The sequence below is a fragment of the Candidatus Bathycorpusculum sp. genome (assembly GCF_009778815.1).
Classification (GTDB): domain Archaea; phylum Thermoproteota; class Bathyarchaeia; order Bathyarchaeales; family Bathycorpusculaceae; genus Bathycorpusculum; species Bathycorpusculum hydrogenotrophicum.
This window is the reverse complement of record NZ_WRFL01000012.1, coordinates 28059-43958: the sequence shown is the minus strand read 5'-3', so window position 1 is coordinate 43958 and position 15900 is coordinate 28059. Positions and strand designations below refer to the sequence as shown.

At 44.4% G+C, this 15900-nt stretch carries 14 protein-coding genes; 8 read left to right on the top strand and 6 right to left on the bottom strand.

Features of this window, described 5'->3' with window-relative positions; translation table 11 throughout:
- Positions 1 to 311: 311 nt before the first annotated feature.
- Entirely contained in the window at positions 312 to 761 is a 450-nt protein-coding gene (locus FWF39_RS04100) for a hypothetical protein (protein WP_343382167.1), read from the bottom strand.
- Positions 762 to 799: 38 nt separating this feature from the next.
- Positions 800 to 1054, bottom strand: coding sequence for a hypothetical protein (locus tag FWF39_RS04095; protein WP_343382166.1), 255 nt, complete (start codon positions 1052 to 1054; stop codon positions 800 to 802).
- A 511-nt stretch (positions 1055 to 1565) separates the two neighbouring features.
- On the opposite strand from FWF39_RS04095, the gene nrdR reads away from it, so the two are divergent.
- The 5 genes from nrdR to FWF39_RS04070 all read left to right on the top strand — a co-directional run bounded on the left by nrdR (position 1566) and on the right by FWF39_RS04070 (position 7055).
- Positions 1566 to 2015: a transcriptional regulator NrdR gene (gene nrdR / locus FWF39_RS04090; protein ID WP_343382165.1), complete on the top strand. Its 450-nt coding sequence runs from the start codon at positions 1566 to 1568 to the stop codon at positions 2013 to 2015.
- Entirely contained in the window at positions 2012 to 4138 is a 2127-nt protein-coding gene (locus tag FWF39_RS04085; RefSeq protein WP_343382164.1) for a ribonucleoside triphosphate reductase, read from the top strand. The genes nrdR and FWF39_RS04085 overlap by 4 nt, the downstream gene beginning before the upstream one ends.
- Positions 4139 to 4828 (top strand): anaerobic ribonucleoside-triphosphate reductase activating protein, encoded by a 690-nt coding sequence (locus tag FWF39_RS04080; protein ID WP_343382163.1) that lies wholly within the window; start codon positions 4139 to 4141, stop codon positions 4826 to 4828.
- Positions 4829 to 4950: 122 nt separating this feature from the next.
- Positions 4951 to 5991, top strand: a complete 1041-nt coding sequence (locus FWF39_RS04075; protein ID WP_343382162.1) for a nucleotidyltransferase domain-containing protein — start codon at positions 4951 to 4953, stop codon at positions 5989 to 5991.
- A complete protein-coding gene (locus FWF39_RS04070; RefSeq protein ID WP_343382161.1) occupies positions 5979 to 7055 on the top strand; it encodes a nucleotidyltransferase domain-containing protein in 1077 nt (358 codons plus the stop codon). The genes FWF39_RS04075 and FWF39_RS04070 overlap by 13 nt, the downstream gene beginning before the upstream one ends.
- On the opposite strand, the gene FWF39_RS04065 is transcribed toward FWF39_RS04070, so the two are convergent.
- The gene (locus tag FWF39_RS04065) at positions 7052 to 8068 is read right to left on the bottom strand and encodes a hypothetical protein (RefSeq protein ID WP_343382160.1); all 1017 of its coding nucleotides are present in this window, start codon (positions 8066 to 8068) and stop codon (positions 7052 to 7054) included. The two genes, FWF39_RS04070 and FWF39_RS04065, sit on opposite strands and share 4 nt — an antisense overlap.
- Before the next feature lie 74 nt (positions 8069 to 8142).
- Between FWF39_RS04065 and FWF39_RS04060 the strand changes: the two genes are divergently transcribed.
- Positions 8143 to 9099 carry a triphosphoribosyl-dephospho-CoA synthase gene (locus tag FWF39_RS04060; protein WP_343382159.1) on the top strand — a complete coding sequence of 319 codons (957 nt, stop codon included), beginning with the start codon at positions 8143 to 8145 and terminating at the stop codon, positions 9097 to 9099.
- On the opposite strand, the gene FWF39_RS04055 is transcribed toward FWF39_RS04060, so the two are convergent.
- From FWF39_RS04055 to FWF39_RS04045, 3 genes are all read right to left on the bottom strand, one after another.
- Positions 9049 to 10455 (bottom strand): PQQ-binding-like beta-propeller repeat protein, encoded by a 1407-nt coding sequence (locus tag FWF39_RS04055; RefSeq protein WP_343382158.1) that lies wholly within the window; start codon positions 10453 to 10455, stop codon positions 9049 to 9051. The two genes, FWF39_RS04060 and FWF39_RS04055, sit on opposite strands and share 51 nt — an antisense overlap.
- A gap of 129 nt (positions 10456 to 10584) precedes the next feature.
- Positions 10585 to 11757, bottom strand: a complete 1173-nt coding sequence (locus FWF39_RS04050; RefSeq protein ID WP_343382157.1) for a radical SAM protein — start codon at positions 11755 to 11757, stop codon at positions 10585 to 10587.
- 20 nt (positions 11758 to 11777) lie between these two features.
- A complete protein-coding gene (locus tag FWF39_RS04045) occupies positions 11778 to 12713 on the bottom strand; it encodes a hypothetical protein (protein ID WP_343382156.1) in 936 nt (311 codons plus the stop codon).
- A 318-nt stretch (positions 12714 to 13031) separates the two neighbouring features.
- On the opposite strand from FWF39_RS04045, the gene FWF39_RS04040 reads away from it, so the two are divergent.
- Positions 13032 to 14378 carry a hypothetical protein gene (locus FWF39_RS04040; protein WP_343382155.1) on the top strand — a complete coding sequence of 449 codons (1347 nt, stop codon included), beginning with the start codon at positions 13032 to 13034 and terminating at the stop codon, positions 14376 to 14378.
- Positions 14379 to 14571: 193 nt separating this feature from the next.
- Positions 14572 to 15849 carry a histidine--tRNA ligase gene (gene hisS / locus FWF39_RS04035; RefSeq protein WP_343382154.1) on the top strand — a complete coding sequence of 426 codons (1278 nt, stop codon included), beginning with the start codon at positions 14572 to 14574 and terminating at the stop codon, positions 15847 to 15849.
- The last annotated feature ends 51 nt before the right edge of the window (positions 15850 to 15900 follow it).

Here is a 15900-nt window from a genome sequence, read left to right as displayed (position 1 = left end):
TTGTCTCAAAAATTATCCAACGCTCATCTTTGGTCAAGTTAACACTGTACTTTTTATTCATAACTAAGCACGTGTTAACATATACAATCAACACTTATTTATAATGCGGTCAAAGCAATATGTAGTTTATTACAGCATAATAACAAACATATCGGGCAGTAGTTCGTTTCATAGGTTTGTTTAGCTTTTGAACACACATGATCTATCACAACTAAGTATTGATGTTGATTTGATTTAATGCTAAGTACACGAACAAGGTGTTCAGCAGTTAGACAGCCCGGGTAAACACTGTATCTTTAAGCGCTTATAGGCTACTTCTTTTTTTTAAAGTAAATCGACAAACTTATGCTCACAATTGTCACAGACACTATGGTGACTATTAGTATCGTTGTTAGGGGAGGTTGTGGTTCTTTATCGCTTGGGGAGAACGTTGGGACAGGGGTTGGTTTTTCATTGCGACCGGGGGCGCCAGCACTGACTATATGATTTATCAAAGGATTAGAATCGAAAAAGAGAAGACGACCAGCGTGAGGGCCAGTGTCGTAGGATGTGTCCCAAATGCCTGTGTCACCTATTTCTTTGGCATCAGGATACAACGCTTCGTAGTTGCTCCAATAATTCCTATCAAGCTCAAGCTGACCATATATTTGAATATCTATCTTGCTATTGATGAAATTATTTTCAGTCACAACATTTGGCATAGCCCAATCTATGAATATTGCAGATGGAAAGCAGTCGATGAAAACGTTATGTTTAATCACATTTCCGATATACTCTATAGAAACTCCATTTCTGATGTCTAGTCCGCCTCCCTCAAAGGTGTTGTTGATAAAACTGTTATTATTTGAGGAAGCAAAAATATGGCCTCTATCACAAAAATATACAGGGACGGACCCTTAGAATTTCTGTTTAAATCTACTCCGTTTCCTTTTCCTTTAATTGTATATCCGGCGCCATCAATGGTAATATTGTCTTTTTCAACTACTATGATACCAAAAATGTCTCCTGTAAAAGTATAAACATCGCCTTGCCGCTCAATCCGATCTGTGCCCACAATCTGTCCCTCAGAGGTGATGGTTATAGTGGAACCTGCTTGAGCGTTTATCAACCCAACAAACTGACTTGCAAGCACTGTTGAACAAAGTAAAGTGGAAATTAGCAAAAATATGCCTGCTTTCTTAAGGGGTTCAAATTGCTGCTTAACTCGATTGAAATTCAATGAACAGTGATAAAAAATGGTTAGTTCTGAGTTATGGAGCCGCATTTTTTACCCTTGCTTCAATTGGTTATTTGTGTGCTGTCTTATGTTTTTTTCGCAAGCAGTTGTTTGGTTGCGTAAGCTTTAACCTGGTGGATATTTGTCTAATTAGGGATGATTTGGTGATTTGGAGGTTTTTTCGGGTGTATTATATATTGGGATTTTTGTGTATTTTTCACGGTTTTGGGTGTTGGGGTCGGGGTGGATTTGAGTGTTTAATGTGTAAAATTGTTATATATGCGCTAACGGTAGTGTAGTATGTAATGTCAATAACACTATGCATCAAGACAGGAAGAGCAAATAAAAAATGAGATGCCCCTACTGCAACTCGGAAAATTCAAAAACCCTCGAAACACGGGACTCTGCAGAGAACACCACCCGCAGACGTAAAGAATGCACCACCTGTGGTAAACGCTATACCACCTACGAATATCTCGAAACCGTCGAAATCATGGTTCGTAAAAAAAACGGTGAATTACAGCGCTTTGATGTTAACAAAATAATTCGAGGACTCCAAAAAGCCTTCGAAAAACGCCCCGTCACCATGGTACAGATAAACGAGTTAGCAGATCACGTCCGCCAGGACTTAATGCTAAAAGGCGCTCAGGAAGTCGCATCAGAGGAAATCGGCGACTTGATTATGCAGTACATAAAAAAAGTCGACCGGATTGCCTACATCCGGTTTGCTTCGGTTTACAAACAATTTGAAGAGCCTGAAGATTTCAGGCGAGTAATTTCGGAAGTGAAGAAAAAATGAAATTCGTATTAAAACGTGACAGTAAATTAGAACCATTCGATCAAGAACGCATCACCCAAGCCATCTATAAAGCTGTAAAAGCAGTAGGCGGCAAAGATAAAGAACAAGCTAAAAGAATCAGCGACGAAGTCGTAGCTGAACTCAACCGAACCTATGGGGATGATGGCGTCCCAACCGTTGAGGAAGTCCAAGATCTCGTCGAAAAGCGCCTCATCGAAAACGGACACGCCTCCACCGCAAAAGCCTACATCCTCTACCGCAAACAACACAACGACATGCGCGAACTAGCCGCGCTACTAAGCTCCTCAGACTTGGTAGATCAATACCTCGAAGTTGAGGACTGGCGCGTCAAAGAAAACAGCAACATGAGCTACTCACTCCAAGGCCTAAACAACTACCTCTCCTCAGCCGTCATAGCCAAATACTGGATCGCACGCATCTACCCCGAAAACATCGCCGCATCTCACTTCTCAGGAGACATCCACATCCACGACCTAGGCGTCCTAGGACCCTACTGCGTTGGATGGGACATAAACGATCTGTTGCTCTCAGGCTTTGGCGGAGTGCATGGCAAAATCGAGAGCAAACCCGCCAAACACTTCCGCACCGCACTAGGACAAATCGTCAACTTTTTCTACACCCTCCAAGGAGAAGCCGCAGGCGCACAAGCATTTAGCAACTTTGACACCTACCTAGCACCCTTCATACGATACGACAACCTAACCCAAAAAGACGTCGATCAGGCACTCCAAGAATTCTTCTTCAACATGAACGTCCCCACCCGAGTCGGCTTCCAAGCACCCTTCACCAACCTCACCCTAGACCTAACCGTACCCGACTTTATGAAAAACGAAGCCGTCATCTACAACGGCAAAGTCACAACCGACACCTACGGAGACTTTTCCAAAGAACTAGAAATGCTAAACCTATCCTTTGCAGAAGGCATGAAACAAGGCGACGCAAAAGGCAGAGTCTTCACCTTCCCCATCCCCACCTACAACATCACCAAAGACTTCGACTGGGACTCACCCACCTCACAAGCCATCTTTGAAGTCACAGCCAAATACGGCGTCCCCAACTTTAGCAACTTTGTAAACAGCGACATGAACCCCGAAGATGTCAGAAGCATGTGCTGCCGGCTCCGCATCGACAACCGAGAACTCCGCAAACGCGGCGGAGGCTTCTTTGGAGCCAACCCACTAACAGGAAGCATCGGTGTAGTCACCCTAAACATCCCCCGCATAGGCTACCTCTCCAAAAACGAAGACGAATTCTTCGAAAAACTAGACACCCTCATGGAAACCGCCAAAGCCAGCCTTGAACTCAAACGCAAAGTCCTCGAAGCCTTCACCGACAACGGCCTCTACCCCTACTCCAAACGCTACCTCCGACACGTCAAAGCAGGATTTGACAAATACTGGAAAAACCACTTCTCAACAATCGGCATAGTAGGCATAAACGAAGCCCTCATAAACCTCCTAGGACAAAACATCGCCTCAAAAGACGGCCAAGCATTTGCAGTTAAAATCCTAAACTACATGCGCAAACAAATAGCAGACTATCAAGAAGAAACAGGCAACATCTACAACCTCGAAGCCACCCCCGCAGAAGGCACCGCCTACCGCCTAGCCCGCCTCGACAGAAAACGCTACCGAGACATCATATTTGCCAACCAAAAACACATAATTGCAGAACACGCCGAACCCTTCTACACCAACTCCTCACAACTACCCGTAGACTTTGCAGGTGATCTCTTTGAAGCCCTCGAACATCAAGAGACACTCCAAACACTCTACACAGGCGGCACAAACTTCCACATCTTCATAGGAGAACGCCTACCCACCTGGAAATCTGCAGCCGAATTAGTTAAAAAAGTCAGCTGGAATACAAAACTACCCTACTTCACCCTAACGCCAACCTTTAGCATCTGCCCAAGTCACGGCTATACCACAGGTGAACACAAAACCTGTCTGGTCTGTGGAGCAAAAAATGAAGTTTATAGCCGCGTTGTAGGATATCTTCGCCCAGTTGACCAATGGAATGATGGGAAACAAGCTGAATTTGCCATACGCAAAACCTTTGACAGATCAACAGTGGTGGCATCAGCCCCCCTAACAGTTTAGGTGAGCAACTCAGTGAAGTTTAGCGGATTACAAAAAACCAGCTTGCTGGATTATCCCGATAAGGTAGCATCAGTACTGTTCACACCGGGGTGCAACCTGCGTTGCCCCTTTTGCCACAACCACAAAATTGCCCTCGATCCTCAACCACCGTTTCTCCAAGAAGGCGCAGCACTCTCAATACTTGAGAGCCGTAAAAAACATGTCGACGCAGTTGTTATAAGCGGAGGCGAACCCTGCATGCACCGAGAACTCCCCAAGTTCCTTGCCAAACTCAAAGAACACGGATTCTCAGTCAAGCTAGATACCAATGGCTTTTTCCCCGACGTACTCGAGGAATGTCTGGGACATGTGGATTATGTGGCAATGGATGTGAAAACCTGCCAAGAAAAGTATCATCTGCTGGGTGCCTCTGACACAAAGAACCTGATGCACTCAATGGAGATACTCAAGAGGGGCAAGGTTCCCTACGAGTTTCGCACAACCGCCATACCCGAGCTCCTAACAGAACAAGATGCACAGGCAATCGGGGAAATGATAAAAGGCACTAAAATTTATGCACTTCAACAGTTTATCGCCGAAGATACTCTTGATAAACGCTACCAAACACTCAAACCCTATGTACCCGAAAAAATCGAGGAAATCGCCAAAATAATCGCACCCTACACAGAAAAAATCATCCTAAGAATCTAACTCTTTTTCGTCTATTTTTACACTCTACAACCCAACTAAGAATACCTCTTAATCAGCACATCTATGGTTAGGTGGCAATAGCTTTTTTAGGTCTTATTAATCCTATTTTTGCAGTGTAGCGTATGGAAGAAGCAACTATTTGGGTTCCTGCCGATGGTGACACCTTTGTCACCCAAGATGGGTTTATCATGAACACGTTTGGCTATGAGCATCCAAGCGATAGAGTCTTTGCATTTCTCAAATACATCCCCGCTAAATACAAAGATCTCTTCAATGTTGAGATGTTGCAACGCACATGGAAATTTGGTTCAAATCCGCTGACCAGTCAGTTATTTCGTGCAGAGAAGCTCTACACCGCTAAAAATTATCAAACCTTTATAGGTGCGTTTCGAGGAAATTTCGCAAACTATTTGTTTTTTGATCAAACGCGAGGTAAAGAACTCATAACATCACCCTTAGATAGAATCGAGCAGGTATTTGTACCCAAAGATCGTTTGGTCTGGTTGCAGAACCTCAAAAACCCGGATAGTCTCCAAGCACATGCCATAAAACTCATTGATCTGGTTCATAAAGAATCAGGTGTGCCCTACTCGGATTTAGGTATCCATGGCTCCATCGCCTTGGATATGCATGCGCCGGAAAGTGACATTGATTTTGTGGTTTATGGTTCAGAGAATTTCCGCCAAGTTGAACAAACACTACAAACACTTGTTAATCACGGTACCTTATCCTACATTGCGGGCAATCGTATTGAAGCAGCGCGTCGATTTGTTGGTAAGCATGATGGTAAAATCTGGATGTACAATGCTACCAAAAAAGCAGAGGAAATTAAGAGTAAATACGGCGACTATACCTACACAGCATTAGCACCGGTACGGTTCACCGCAACTGTTTGTGATGATACAGAAACAATGTATCGCCCAGCAGTCTACAAAATCACACAGTACAAACCTCAAGATGTCCAATCAGAAGTGGACCTAGATAAAATTCCCCTCCAAGTCACCGCCAACATTGGCTGCTATAGAAACGTCGCTCGAACCGGACAGCAAATCAAAGTTGCAGGTACCCTTGAGAAAGTCCAATCCAACCGTGACGGTACAGTTTTCTATCAAGTTGTTGTGGGCACAGCTACCTCAGAAGAAGAATACATATGGCCGATCTAAACCTGCGTGATCGCGACGCCATCCAAACCGAGGAAGGCATCATTTTCCGCGTATTTGGATACAACCACCCCCAAACCAGCTATATCTGCGATGCGGAATATGCCAACTCGAAAATCTTTAACTCAACAGATCCCAGAGCACCGCGGGAGGGCAAAAATGAGCTGTTTTATAAATTCTACAACGACGAAGGCCTAAAACTTATCACCAAAAAGTATCCCCAGTACCTAGTTAATCAGGAAATGCTTGGTCTTAAAATCGTCGGGGTTCCAGAGAAACTCATTGGAAAAGTACGCCAACCCCAACCTCGACTACAAGAACTGCTAAAAAAAGGCCCCACCGATCAGCTATTGTCGGCAATGGAGCGCGTACTAGATATTGTCTCAAACAAATCCGGAGTTTCTAAGATGAGCTTTGGCGTGTTTGGTTCAATGCTACATGATTTCCATCATCCAAAATATTCTGATATTGACTTTACAATTTATGGCAAAGCACAAAACCAAAAAATTGTACAGACAATGGCCCAACTCTACGCAGATCCCAGCTCAGGACTTAGCAATGAATTTACATCAGAAGAGGTCATGTCAGGTAAACGATGGTTATTTAGAGACTTTACGATCCCAGACTTTGTTTGGCACCAACGTCGCAAGATGATTTATGGTTTCTACGATGACAGAGCCCATAGCGGCAGAATTATCAAAGCAGAATTTGAACCGGTGAAAGCTTGGGAGGAAATCAGAAACGAATACGACCCCGATACAAAGATCACTCAAAGAGGCTGGGTTAGACTCAAAGCCCGCGTGACAGCTGATAATGATGCACCCTTTATTCCATCGGTTTATGGCATTGAACCCTTAGAGGTTCTAAGTGGACCCAAAGAAGCCATAGAGGCTATTCGTATATTTAGTTACATGGAAGAGTTCCGCCAACAAGTACAGCGTGACGAAACAATCATAGTGGAAGGCAATCTTGAGAAGGTAGCATCTTTAAAGGGCAACTATTTGCAGGTTACACTAACTTATTGTTCCCGCTACTATGAACAGGTACTAAGAGCCCTGCATAGTTAACGCAAAAGTATCATGTAGTCTTGGGGTTTATTTCCTAAAATCAAGCGGTAATGTTCTTTGCCGCTTTTTTTATTAATTACACGCTCAATTTTTCCCTGAGCCTCAATTTTCTCACCTATCTCAGCTTGCATACAGAATCGACCACGGAAAGAAACCACTTCCTCGATCGGTGTCATCTGAGAACACTCAAGAACTTGGACACTGTCAAGTTTGTAGGTACAGGGGGTGTAGAGGGCGTCTTGGGCATCAGTGATGGTAGAATAAATTTTACTGTATCCGCTGTTTTGGTAGCAGATATCACCGTATTGTTGGGAGGTTTCGTTTGGCTCTTTTATAAAACGGATAAAGTAGTCGACGCCTTGATACATACCTTGAAAGGCCTTACGGGACTCCACAACTGAGAAATCACTAAAACTCATATGGGTGTCTTTGGAACGAAAGTCATAGAGGGTTTGGAGCTCAGTTGTTGTGTATGGTTTAAAACCTGAGCTGGGTGTTTTTTGGAGTTGTTGGAGTGTGAGGTAGGCTTTTTGGCTGTTTTCTGTGCCATAAACGATGGGGTCGATATCAGAGGCTGGGGTGGTTAGGGCAGCCATTATCGAACCAGAGATACCTATACTACTCCAGGGGATATTGGCATTATTTTTTAATTCCTCAGCCAAGTTTAGGGCTTTTTCTTCAAGATCCGAGAGGTTTTTTGCATTTCGTAGTTCGGTTAGTTTTTCTGTGGGTTGGTAGTGCTCAATGATGTGGTTGAGGGAGACTTCACAGAGGGTTTCCCCAAAAACGCTATCAAAAACGATGAGGTCAGGATGGTTTTGTTTTAGGTAGTTGAATCGCTCATCTAGGCTGTAGACTTTGCCGTAGAGTTGGTCTTTACCTTTTCTTGTGCCCTGTGTGAAGGGTATGAATCGGGGGAATGCTATGATTTTGTCTGGGGGGTGCGTTGTACCCTTTACGTCGAAAACTACGCCGCTTTGGGTTTTGATTAAGTCGCCTTCACGGGGCCTCATGATGTATCCTTGCTGTGCTAAAGTTTTGGATACTTTAATAAAGCTTCTTTGGCGTCCTTCTCTGAGTGCAACAAATGAGCGACCTCCTCCGCCTCCAAAAAGCGCAGCACATCGCCAAATGTCTTCAACTTGCGATGATGCTTGAAGTCAGTGTGCAAAAACCCGGTAACGTCAGTTTCACTGCCAGCTTTGAGAAAACCCGGGTGGAACATTTTTTGGCATCAGCGGTTGCGGCTGGACCGAGTTTGCAAGAAGCGGCTTCTCGGGGAGCTATGGTTGCTGAGGGACAACTAAACCTTGAAAGGCTGGGTATAGGTGAGTTAATCAAGACTTGTTCAGAAGATGTTACAATGTGGCAACGAGGTGGAAACACTATTTTGGGTACGGTGATGCTGTTTGTGCCGCTTGCAACCGCCGCGGGTATGACACCAACAAAGCAGAGGTTTTGTTTTGATTTTTCGGTTCTGCGGCGAAATCTTGATTTGGTGGTTAGGGCGTCATCGGCGTGGGATGCGGTTCATCTCTATGAAGCAATCGATATTGCATGTCCCAGCGGGTTAGGCGGCGCACCGGATCTGGATGTTACCCAAACAGATTCCAAAAAACGGCTCATAGAAGAGAATGTGGGTTTGTTTGAGGTGTTTAAACTCGCCGCCGCCTATGATGATATCTGCTATGAATGGGTCAACAATTACCCCATAACTTTTGATTTAGCCTATCCCTATCTAACAGAACAACTCAGAAACAAACCACTCAACACCGCAGTTGTTCATACCTTCCTAAAAATTCTCGCTGAACGTCCAGATACATTTGTTGCTCGCAAAATGGGTAAACCCAAAGCTCAAGAAATCTCCAAAGATGCCCAAACCAGCCTAGAAATAGGCGGCTTAGAAACCCCCGAGGGTAGAGAAAGCCTCGCAGAATTTGATAAAAAACTCCGCAACAGTGGAAATACCTGTAACCCGGGCACCACTGCAGATTTAACGGCTACAACTTTGGCGCTCTGTGTTCTTAACGGATACAGACCGTAACCAACAGACCGTAACTATAGCTATAGCCCCCATAATTATCAATATTACAAAAATTAGCGAAATAGGTGTCAAAGGGGATTGAACAGATGGTGGAGAAACCCCGGGAGGTTGATCTATTGGTAGAGAAACCTCTAAGGCATAAACACCATCTCCACCACCCACATACAAAACCCCATCACAAACAACAGGCGAACCAACACCACCCCCAACACCCCATGAAGAGTAATCCCAAGAAATAGGCGACGAAACAGGGTAAGTCCATAGTTCAAAGCCGTTGGCAGCATTTAGGGCATAGAGATTACCATCAGAGGAGCCAACATATAAAACATCACTATAAAGTGCCGGTGCCGACAACCGCCCCGCACCAATGGTGGAGTTCCAAAGTTTTGTCCCATCAGATGCATTTAACGCATAAACCTCACCCGTATTTGAACCCATATAAATTAACCCATCTCTAAGAATAGGCGCTGAGGGAGCAGAAGGATCTATAAGAAATGATGACGAGGAAATATAATGGCGCGGCAGACGAGAAGCGTAGGTGTAGCTCCAAATTTTTTGGCCGCTGTCAGCCTCAAGAGCATACGCATTACCATCCCCCGCACAAAAATAAAGCACTCCATCACCAAACACAAAAGACGACACACAAGACTCCCTATCTATATTCTTAGATCCTACTGTATAAGTCCAAATTTCACGGTCACCTCGAATGTCTTGGGCATCTAAAGCAAAAACTTTGTTAGATGACCCCGCATAAACAACATCACCAACAACCAATGGTGATGGAGCAACATCAGCAACACCATAGATCCAAAGAATATCGCCTGTAAAACTATCTAGAGCATAAAAGCTATGTTCATAACCGATATATAAAGTACCATTTGCAACAACTGGAGGTGCCATGACCTTATTGGTTGTTCCAGGGCTTACAATTGTTTCCCAAATTATGGCACCGCTCTTTGCGTCTAGAGCATACATTTCCCTATATCCATTTAGGAAAATTTTGTTGTCATAAACTATTGGGAACTTTGAGGCACCCGTATGCGGTAAATGGCCCTCCTTATAAGTCGACCATATTTTTGGTCCGCTGGCAGCGTTTAATGCATAGACATAACCCTCATCAGAGGCAAAATAAAGAATCCCCTGAACAATAATCGGAGAAGTATAAACCATACCCGCCCTTGTATCATATGTTCCGACTCTGCTGTCTGTTGTGTAGTTCCAGAGAGGTGTTGGAGTATTTGTTTCATCAGATGAGCCAATGGCGGGCAGTGTTGAAATTGCTGTGGGGGTTGTGGCTGTGGTAAGGGCAGCAAATGAGGTGTTAAAAACGATAACTGTTATGATTATGGCAGTCAAATATATGAGGCAAGACTTCGAGTGTATCCTTAGCTGTGCATTTGTGGTGGATTGCCAATTTTTGAAACTATAATATGCACACATATTCTGCTCTGCTTCAGCAATTATTTGATCTGATATAAATATCAGTTATCCTACGCACCAGCCAAATCGTTTCACATCTGCTGGTGCAATGCCTTCTTGGCGCATTAAATCTCTAAGGCATACTGGATCGGTTTCTAGGTAGTCGCCTGTACATGCATAGGCTCTGCCTCGGCATCCTCCACAACTCTCGCGGTATTCACAGCCGCCGCAGTTTCCTTTTAGGGTGTGTCGTTGCCGCAGGGTGTTTAAAATTGGGGCGTTGCGCCAGATTTGGGTTAGGCTTTGTTCGCGGATGTTGCCGGCTTTTATTGGTAGAAATGTACAGGGGTAGATGTCCCCGTTTGGTCGGAGGCTGAAGTACATGTTGCCTGCGTGGCATCCTATGCCGTTGTGTATCCAGAATTCTTTAATGAGGAGGGTTTTGGCTTTGGTTCCGTGGTTACGGTGCATCTCTGCGGCGATTTCAGGGTAGAGGGGCGTGCCTCCTGACATGGTGAAGGTCATTTCGGTGTCTTCTTGGCGGCTCTGCAACCAACGGATGAGGTTGACGCGTTGTTCCATGGTCATGGCGTTATCCATCACGTCTTTGCCTCTGCCTACAGGCACAAGGTCATAAACGGCGGCTTCATCAACACCTAACTCGTAGAGAAATTCGAGTCGTTTAGGCATCTCGGTGTAGGTGTCTTTGAGAGCCATGGTGGTTACAACAACCTCTAGATCTATTGCAAGACATGTCTTGATGGCCTGTATTGTTTTTTTAAATGTGCCGGGTAGGTTGCGGATATGGTCATGTTTTTCGGGAACCACTGAGTCGATGGGCATGCCTACGACTTTTAAACCGGCCTCTTGGAGCTGCAATGCTGTATGAGGGGTCATAAGCAAGCCATTTGAGAGCATGGCTGTGATTATGCCTAGATCAGTGCAGTATTCAATGAGTTGGAGTACGAAATCTTTGCGTATTAGGGGTTCGCCGCCGCTAAAAATCACTGCTTCAGTGCCTAAACTGTGCATTTCCTCAATGGCCAACTTGGCTTCTTTTAGGTTGAGTTCATCAGACATGGCTTCTCTTGCCGATACGTGACAGTGAATACAACTCAGATTGCAAGCACGCGTCACAGCATAGGAAACAATAAGGGGTGTGTTAGGTTCACCTTTTAGACCCTGTCCTAGTAGGGCCTGTCTGAGCTGCAACTCGAGCATTTTTAGCGTTGTACCCACAGCTAGCGCCTTTAACGTAGTTAGATTTTAGGGCGGATGATCCAGAGCTGGATGGCTCTGCGCAACAACCATGCGATAGCAAAGATGATCGCAACTGCGATTATAGCTATCATGATATTAGGACCAATGTCAAAAGCGTCCTCGGTAACGTTTGGCGGTGAGAGATCAACAAGTTTTATGTTGTCGATGGTTATGAGGCTGTCGTGGCCAAAGTAGTATTCAGTTCCATTAACAATGTTGCCTTGGGGGTTTTGTACGCCGTGGAGAACAGTTGTGGTTTGTTCGTCGCCGTTTAAGTAGAGGTGCATACCTGTAGTGTCGCGACGAAATTCCACTTTAATCCATTGATTGAGCGGAACCGACTGGGTGGTTACAATCTCATTAAACCCGCCGCTATCAGTTTCTACATAGCCGCTCAATGCGCCCTGTACGTATTGTTCTCCGTTCTCAGGTGTGCCTGCGCGTATGGATAAGCCAAGAACGCGAAGGGTGTTTTGCCAATCACAGGCTTGATCGGGATGGTTACATTTGGTGACTATTTGGTTATAGGTGGCATCATATAGACTGGGAACATAGACCCAAGAGCTGATTTGGACGTATTTTTGGATGTCAAGGTTTTGTGAAATCGGCACATACATAGGCTGAGACATTGGTGGAAAACCCACGACAAATTTGATGGGAACATAAACGGTGTTTTTGCCGTTAAACTGGAGGGCCTTGTCATATTTGCCATCGACAAGTTCGGGTTCAACCTCACCAGCCAAGATGCCATGGTTAACGCCTGTGCTGTCAGGGGTTATTGTTCCTGAGTCACTGGGTTTGATCTGATCCATAGCCCACTCACCCACGGTGATACCGCCGCTTTGAGCAGAGGCGGATGTAAGAAAAATCGGGCTCAAAAGAGTAACTGTTAGAAGACAAAACACTAAGACGTTTACGAGAGTTTTTTGTGCCATCATACTCACCTTATAGTTGAAGTCGAATAGTCTTCTTCTGGAGAACAAAGGGTTCCCAAAAGAACACCTCGAACAGACAATAGACCCTTTGCAAACTCTCTATAATAGTTTACTTTCTTTGGTGTTATGCATGTTCCACAGGTCACTCTTTAGCACTACACGAACAAACCAACCAATTAGCCGGCTCACCCATGACTGATCCTTAAACCACATACAATAAATTTTGCCCTGATACGCCGCTATAACAAAATTAGATTTAGACGTAACTAATTAACAAAAACTTTATCAGGCAAAATCAAAAGATACCTTATGTTAAACATGAATAAAGTTATTCCTTTCATGTTGCTTTTCTTTTTCATAAGTGGGTCATTCATAACAGCTTTTGGGTCTGTTTTAGTTGCCTCAGAGTTAGTTGAGAATTCTTGGAGCACAAAAACCGCTATGAATGATCCCCGATCTGAATTGGGGGTTGTTGCCTTAGATGGCAAAATTTATGCTATTAGCGGTGCTCCCTTAGTTGACAAACAAAATGTCAAAGGTCAGGGTTTTGTGGGTACTACTGAGTGTTATGATCCTGTGACAGATACATGGACTACTCTAAAACCCATGCCAACACCCCGAGGCAATTTTATTATTGTAACATGTCAAGGCAAAATTTACTGCATCGGCGGTGCAAATGGCACCATTTATCCCCTAGGCCCACCCATACGTTACCCATTAGACATAGTTGAAGTTTATGACCCCGTTACTGATATGTGGGAGAGTAAGACCTCGTTTACCAATTTATGTAAAACAGGGCTACAAGCACAGGTTGTAAATAAACAAATTTTCATTATAACTCTCGATGGTGAGCTGTACCTGTATAACCCCCTTACGGACAAATGGAGCACCAAAACACCCCTCACCAATCAAGAAGAACCACTACAAACCCATGTGGTAAACGAACAACTTTTTGTTATAACACAAAGTGCCATGTACATGTACAATCCAGCTACAGACACATGGATAAATAAAACCAATATGCCCACAGCAATGACATATGCATTTTCAGATGTGATGGATAACCAAATAGTAGTAGGCGACTTTTTACTCACACCATCAACAGAAACTCTTTGGATGGGCCTATTTAATGCCCAGTTACGGATTAGAATTTATGATCCGATTTCTAATACGTGGCATGACGGCAAAACAACAGATGAACACATATTTGCCACCAACCCCATTTTCAATGCTGCCACTATGATAATGACATCGGGTGGTTATGCACCTAAGAACGTTTATGTTTTAGGGATTGAAGCCGCTAAAGAAGATCTCTTCAATGTGAAGCCGTTTACGTGGGTTTATGATCCCATAGGTGATAGTTGGTCAACTGCAAAAGCCATGGATACAGCACCATATATTCGGGGGTGCAAAATGGTTGTCATTGATGATGTTTTCTACACATTAGGCGGTGAGTTTAATGTTAAGTATATACCTGTAGCTTATAATCCGCAAGGCTATCCTGATACTCAACCCTCTGCAACAGAGGATATTACTTCTTCACGTGTTCCTTCTGAACCTACACTTTTAGGGTCTTTCTTAACTGGGCCTGTTGTGGTGATAATAGTTCTAACGGTCAGTGGTGTTATTGTAGCATCTTTATTTTTCTACCTAAGAAGAAAATAAGCAAGAAATTATCCAAGGCAATAGTTCGGCCCGTTTAAATTTTTTAAACGAACATGACACAAAAATCTACACAAGAGACAACATCTACCCTTGAAGACAAAAAAGCTAACCAAAAAGACTAAGAAGTTAGCCCAAAGCCGTGTGTGGGGAGGCTTTAAATGAATAACTTGCTTCTGTATGAGGGAGGATATGTATGCCTGCGTCTTTCCAGCCTGTTCGGGGAATGCGTGATCTTATCGGTGATGAGGCTCAAGCCTTCACAGCTATCATAGGTAGAGCGCGTCAAATAGCTGAGTATTATGGTTTTTGTGAGGTTATAGTGCCTCATGTGGAGCCTCTTGAGTTGCTTTCAGCCAAGTCGGGGGAGGAGATTCGGCAACGTATGTTTATCTTTAAGGATTTGGGTGAGCGTCAGGTGGCTCTGCGGCCTGAATTTACGGCTTCTATTGCGCGCTTGGTAACTACTGCGCTTAGAAATGAGCCTAAGCCGCTTCGGTTGTTCTCCTCAGGTACGGTGTATCGTTATGATGAGCCGCAGAAGGGACGTTATCGTGAGTTTTGGCAGTCAAATTTTGAGTTGATGGGTTCGGCTAGGCCTGAGGCAGATGCTGAAATTGTGTTGCTTACTAATGGTTTGATGGCCTCGCTTGGGCTTGAGGGTTATGCGTTCAAAGTTGGCCATATTGGGGTCATTCGCGGTATTTTATGCCAAGATGAGGTGGATGAGAAGGCTCAGAATGCAATTTTGCAAAAGATGGATAAAAAAGACTATGATGCTGCTTTAAAGTTGGTGGATTCTGAGAAAAGCCGGAGTATGCTTGAGGGGTTAATTGCCATTAAAGGCGACAATTGGCGTGAGACCGTTGATCAGATGCTGGCCTACGTTTCTGAGTATCCGGCTGCTAAGTTGGCAGTTGAGAATCTAGCAGAGATTTTGGGGCTTGTAACGGAGAGTACAAATACCACAATTAGGGTAGATCCGGCATTTGCTAGGGGATTGGAGTACTATACGGGTATGATTTTTGAAATCTATGTTCCACAGTTAGATATTGCGTTGGGTGGTGGTGGACGCTATGATCGGCTGATTGAAGTTTTTGGCGGGGAGGCCACACCTGCGGTGGGTTGTGCGCATGGGATTGATCGGGTTGCTATTGCATTGCAGACTCAAAATGCAGTCCGAATTGACAAATCAGTCAAGAGGGTTGCTGTAATTGCTATTACTGAGGCTCTAAAGGTTCAGGCTTTAAAAATTGCTCAGCAGCTTCGCTTGGCGGGGGTAGCAGTAGAGTTTGAGGTTATGGGCAGAAAAATGTCAAAGGCACTCGAAGATGCAGATAAACGCGGAGCGGATTATGCAATTATTGTGGGTGAGCGAGAGTTCAAAGAGGGTGCAGTGATGCTCAAAGACTTAGCTAACCGTCAGCAAAGCGTTGTTGCAATTGAACAGTTGGCTGAAAAAATCAAAAGCTAATTGGCTCTATTGATTGAACCGGTTTCTATTGATAGGCAGGATAGTAGTTAG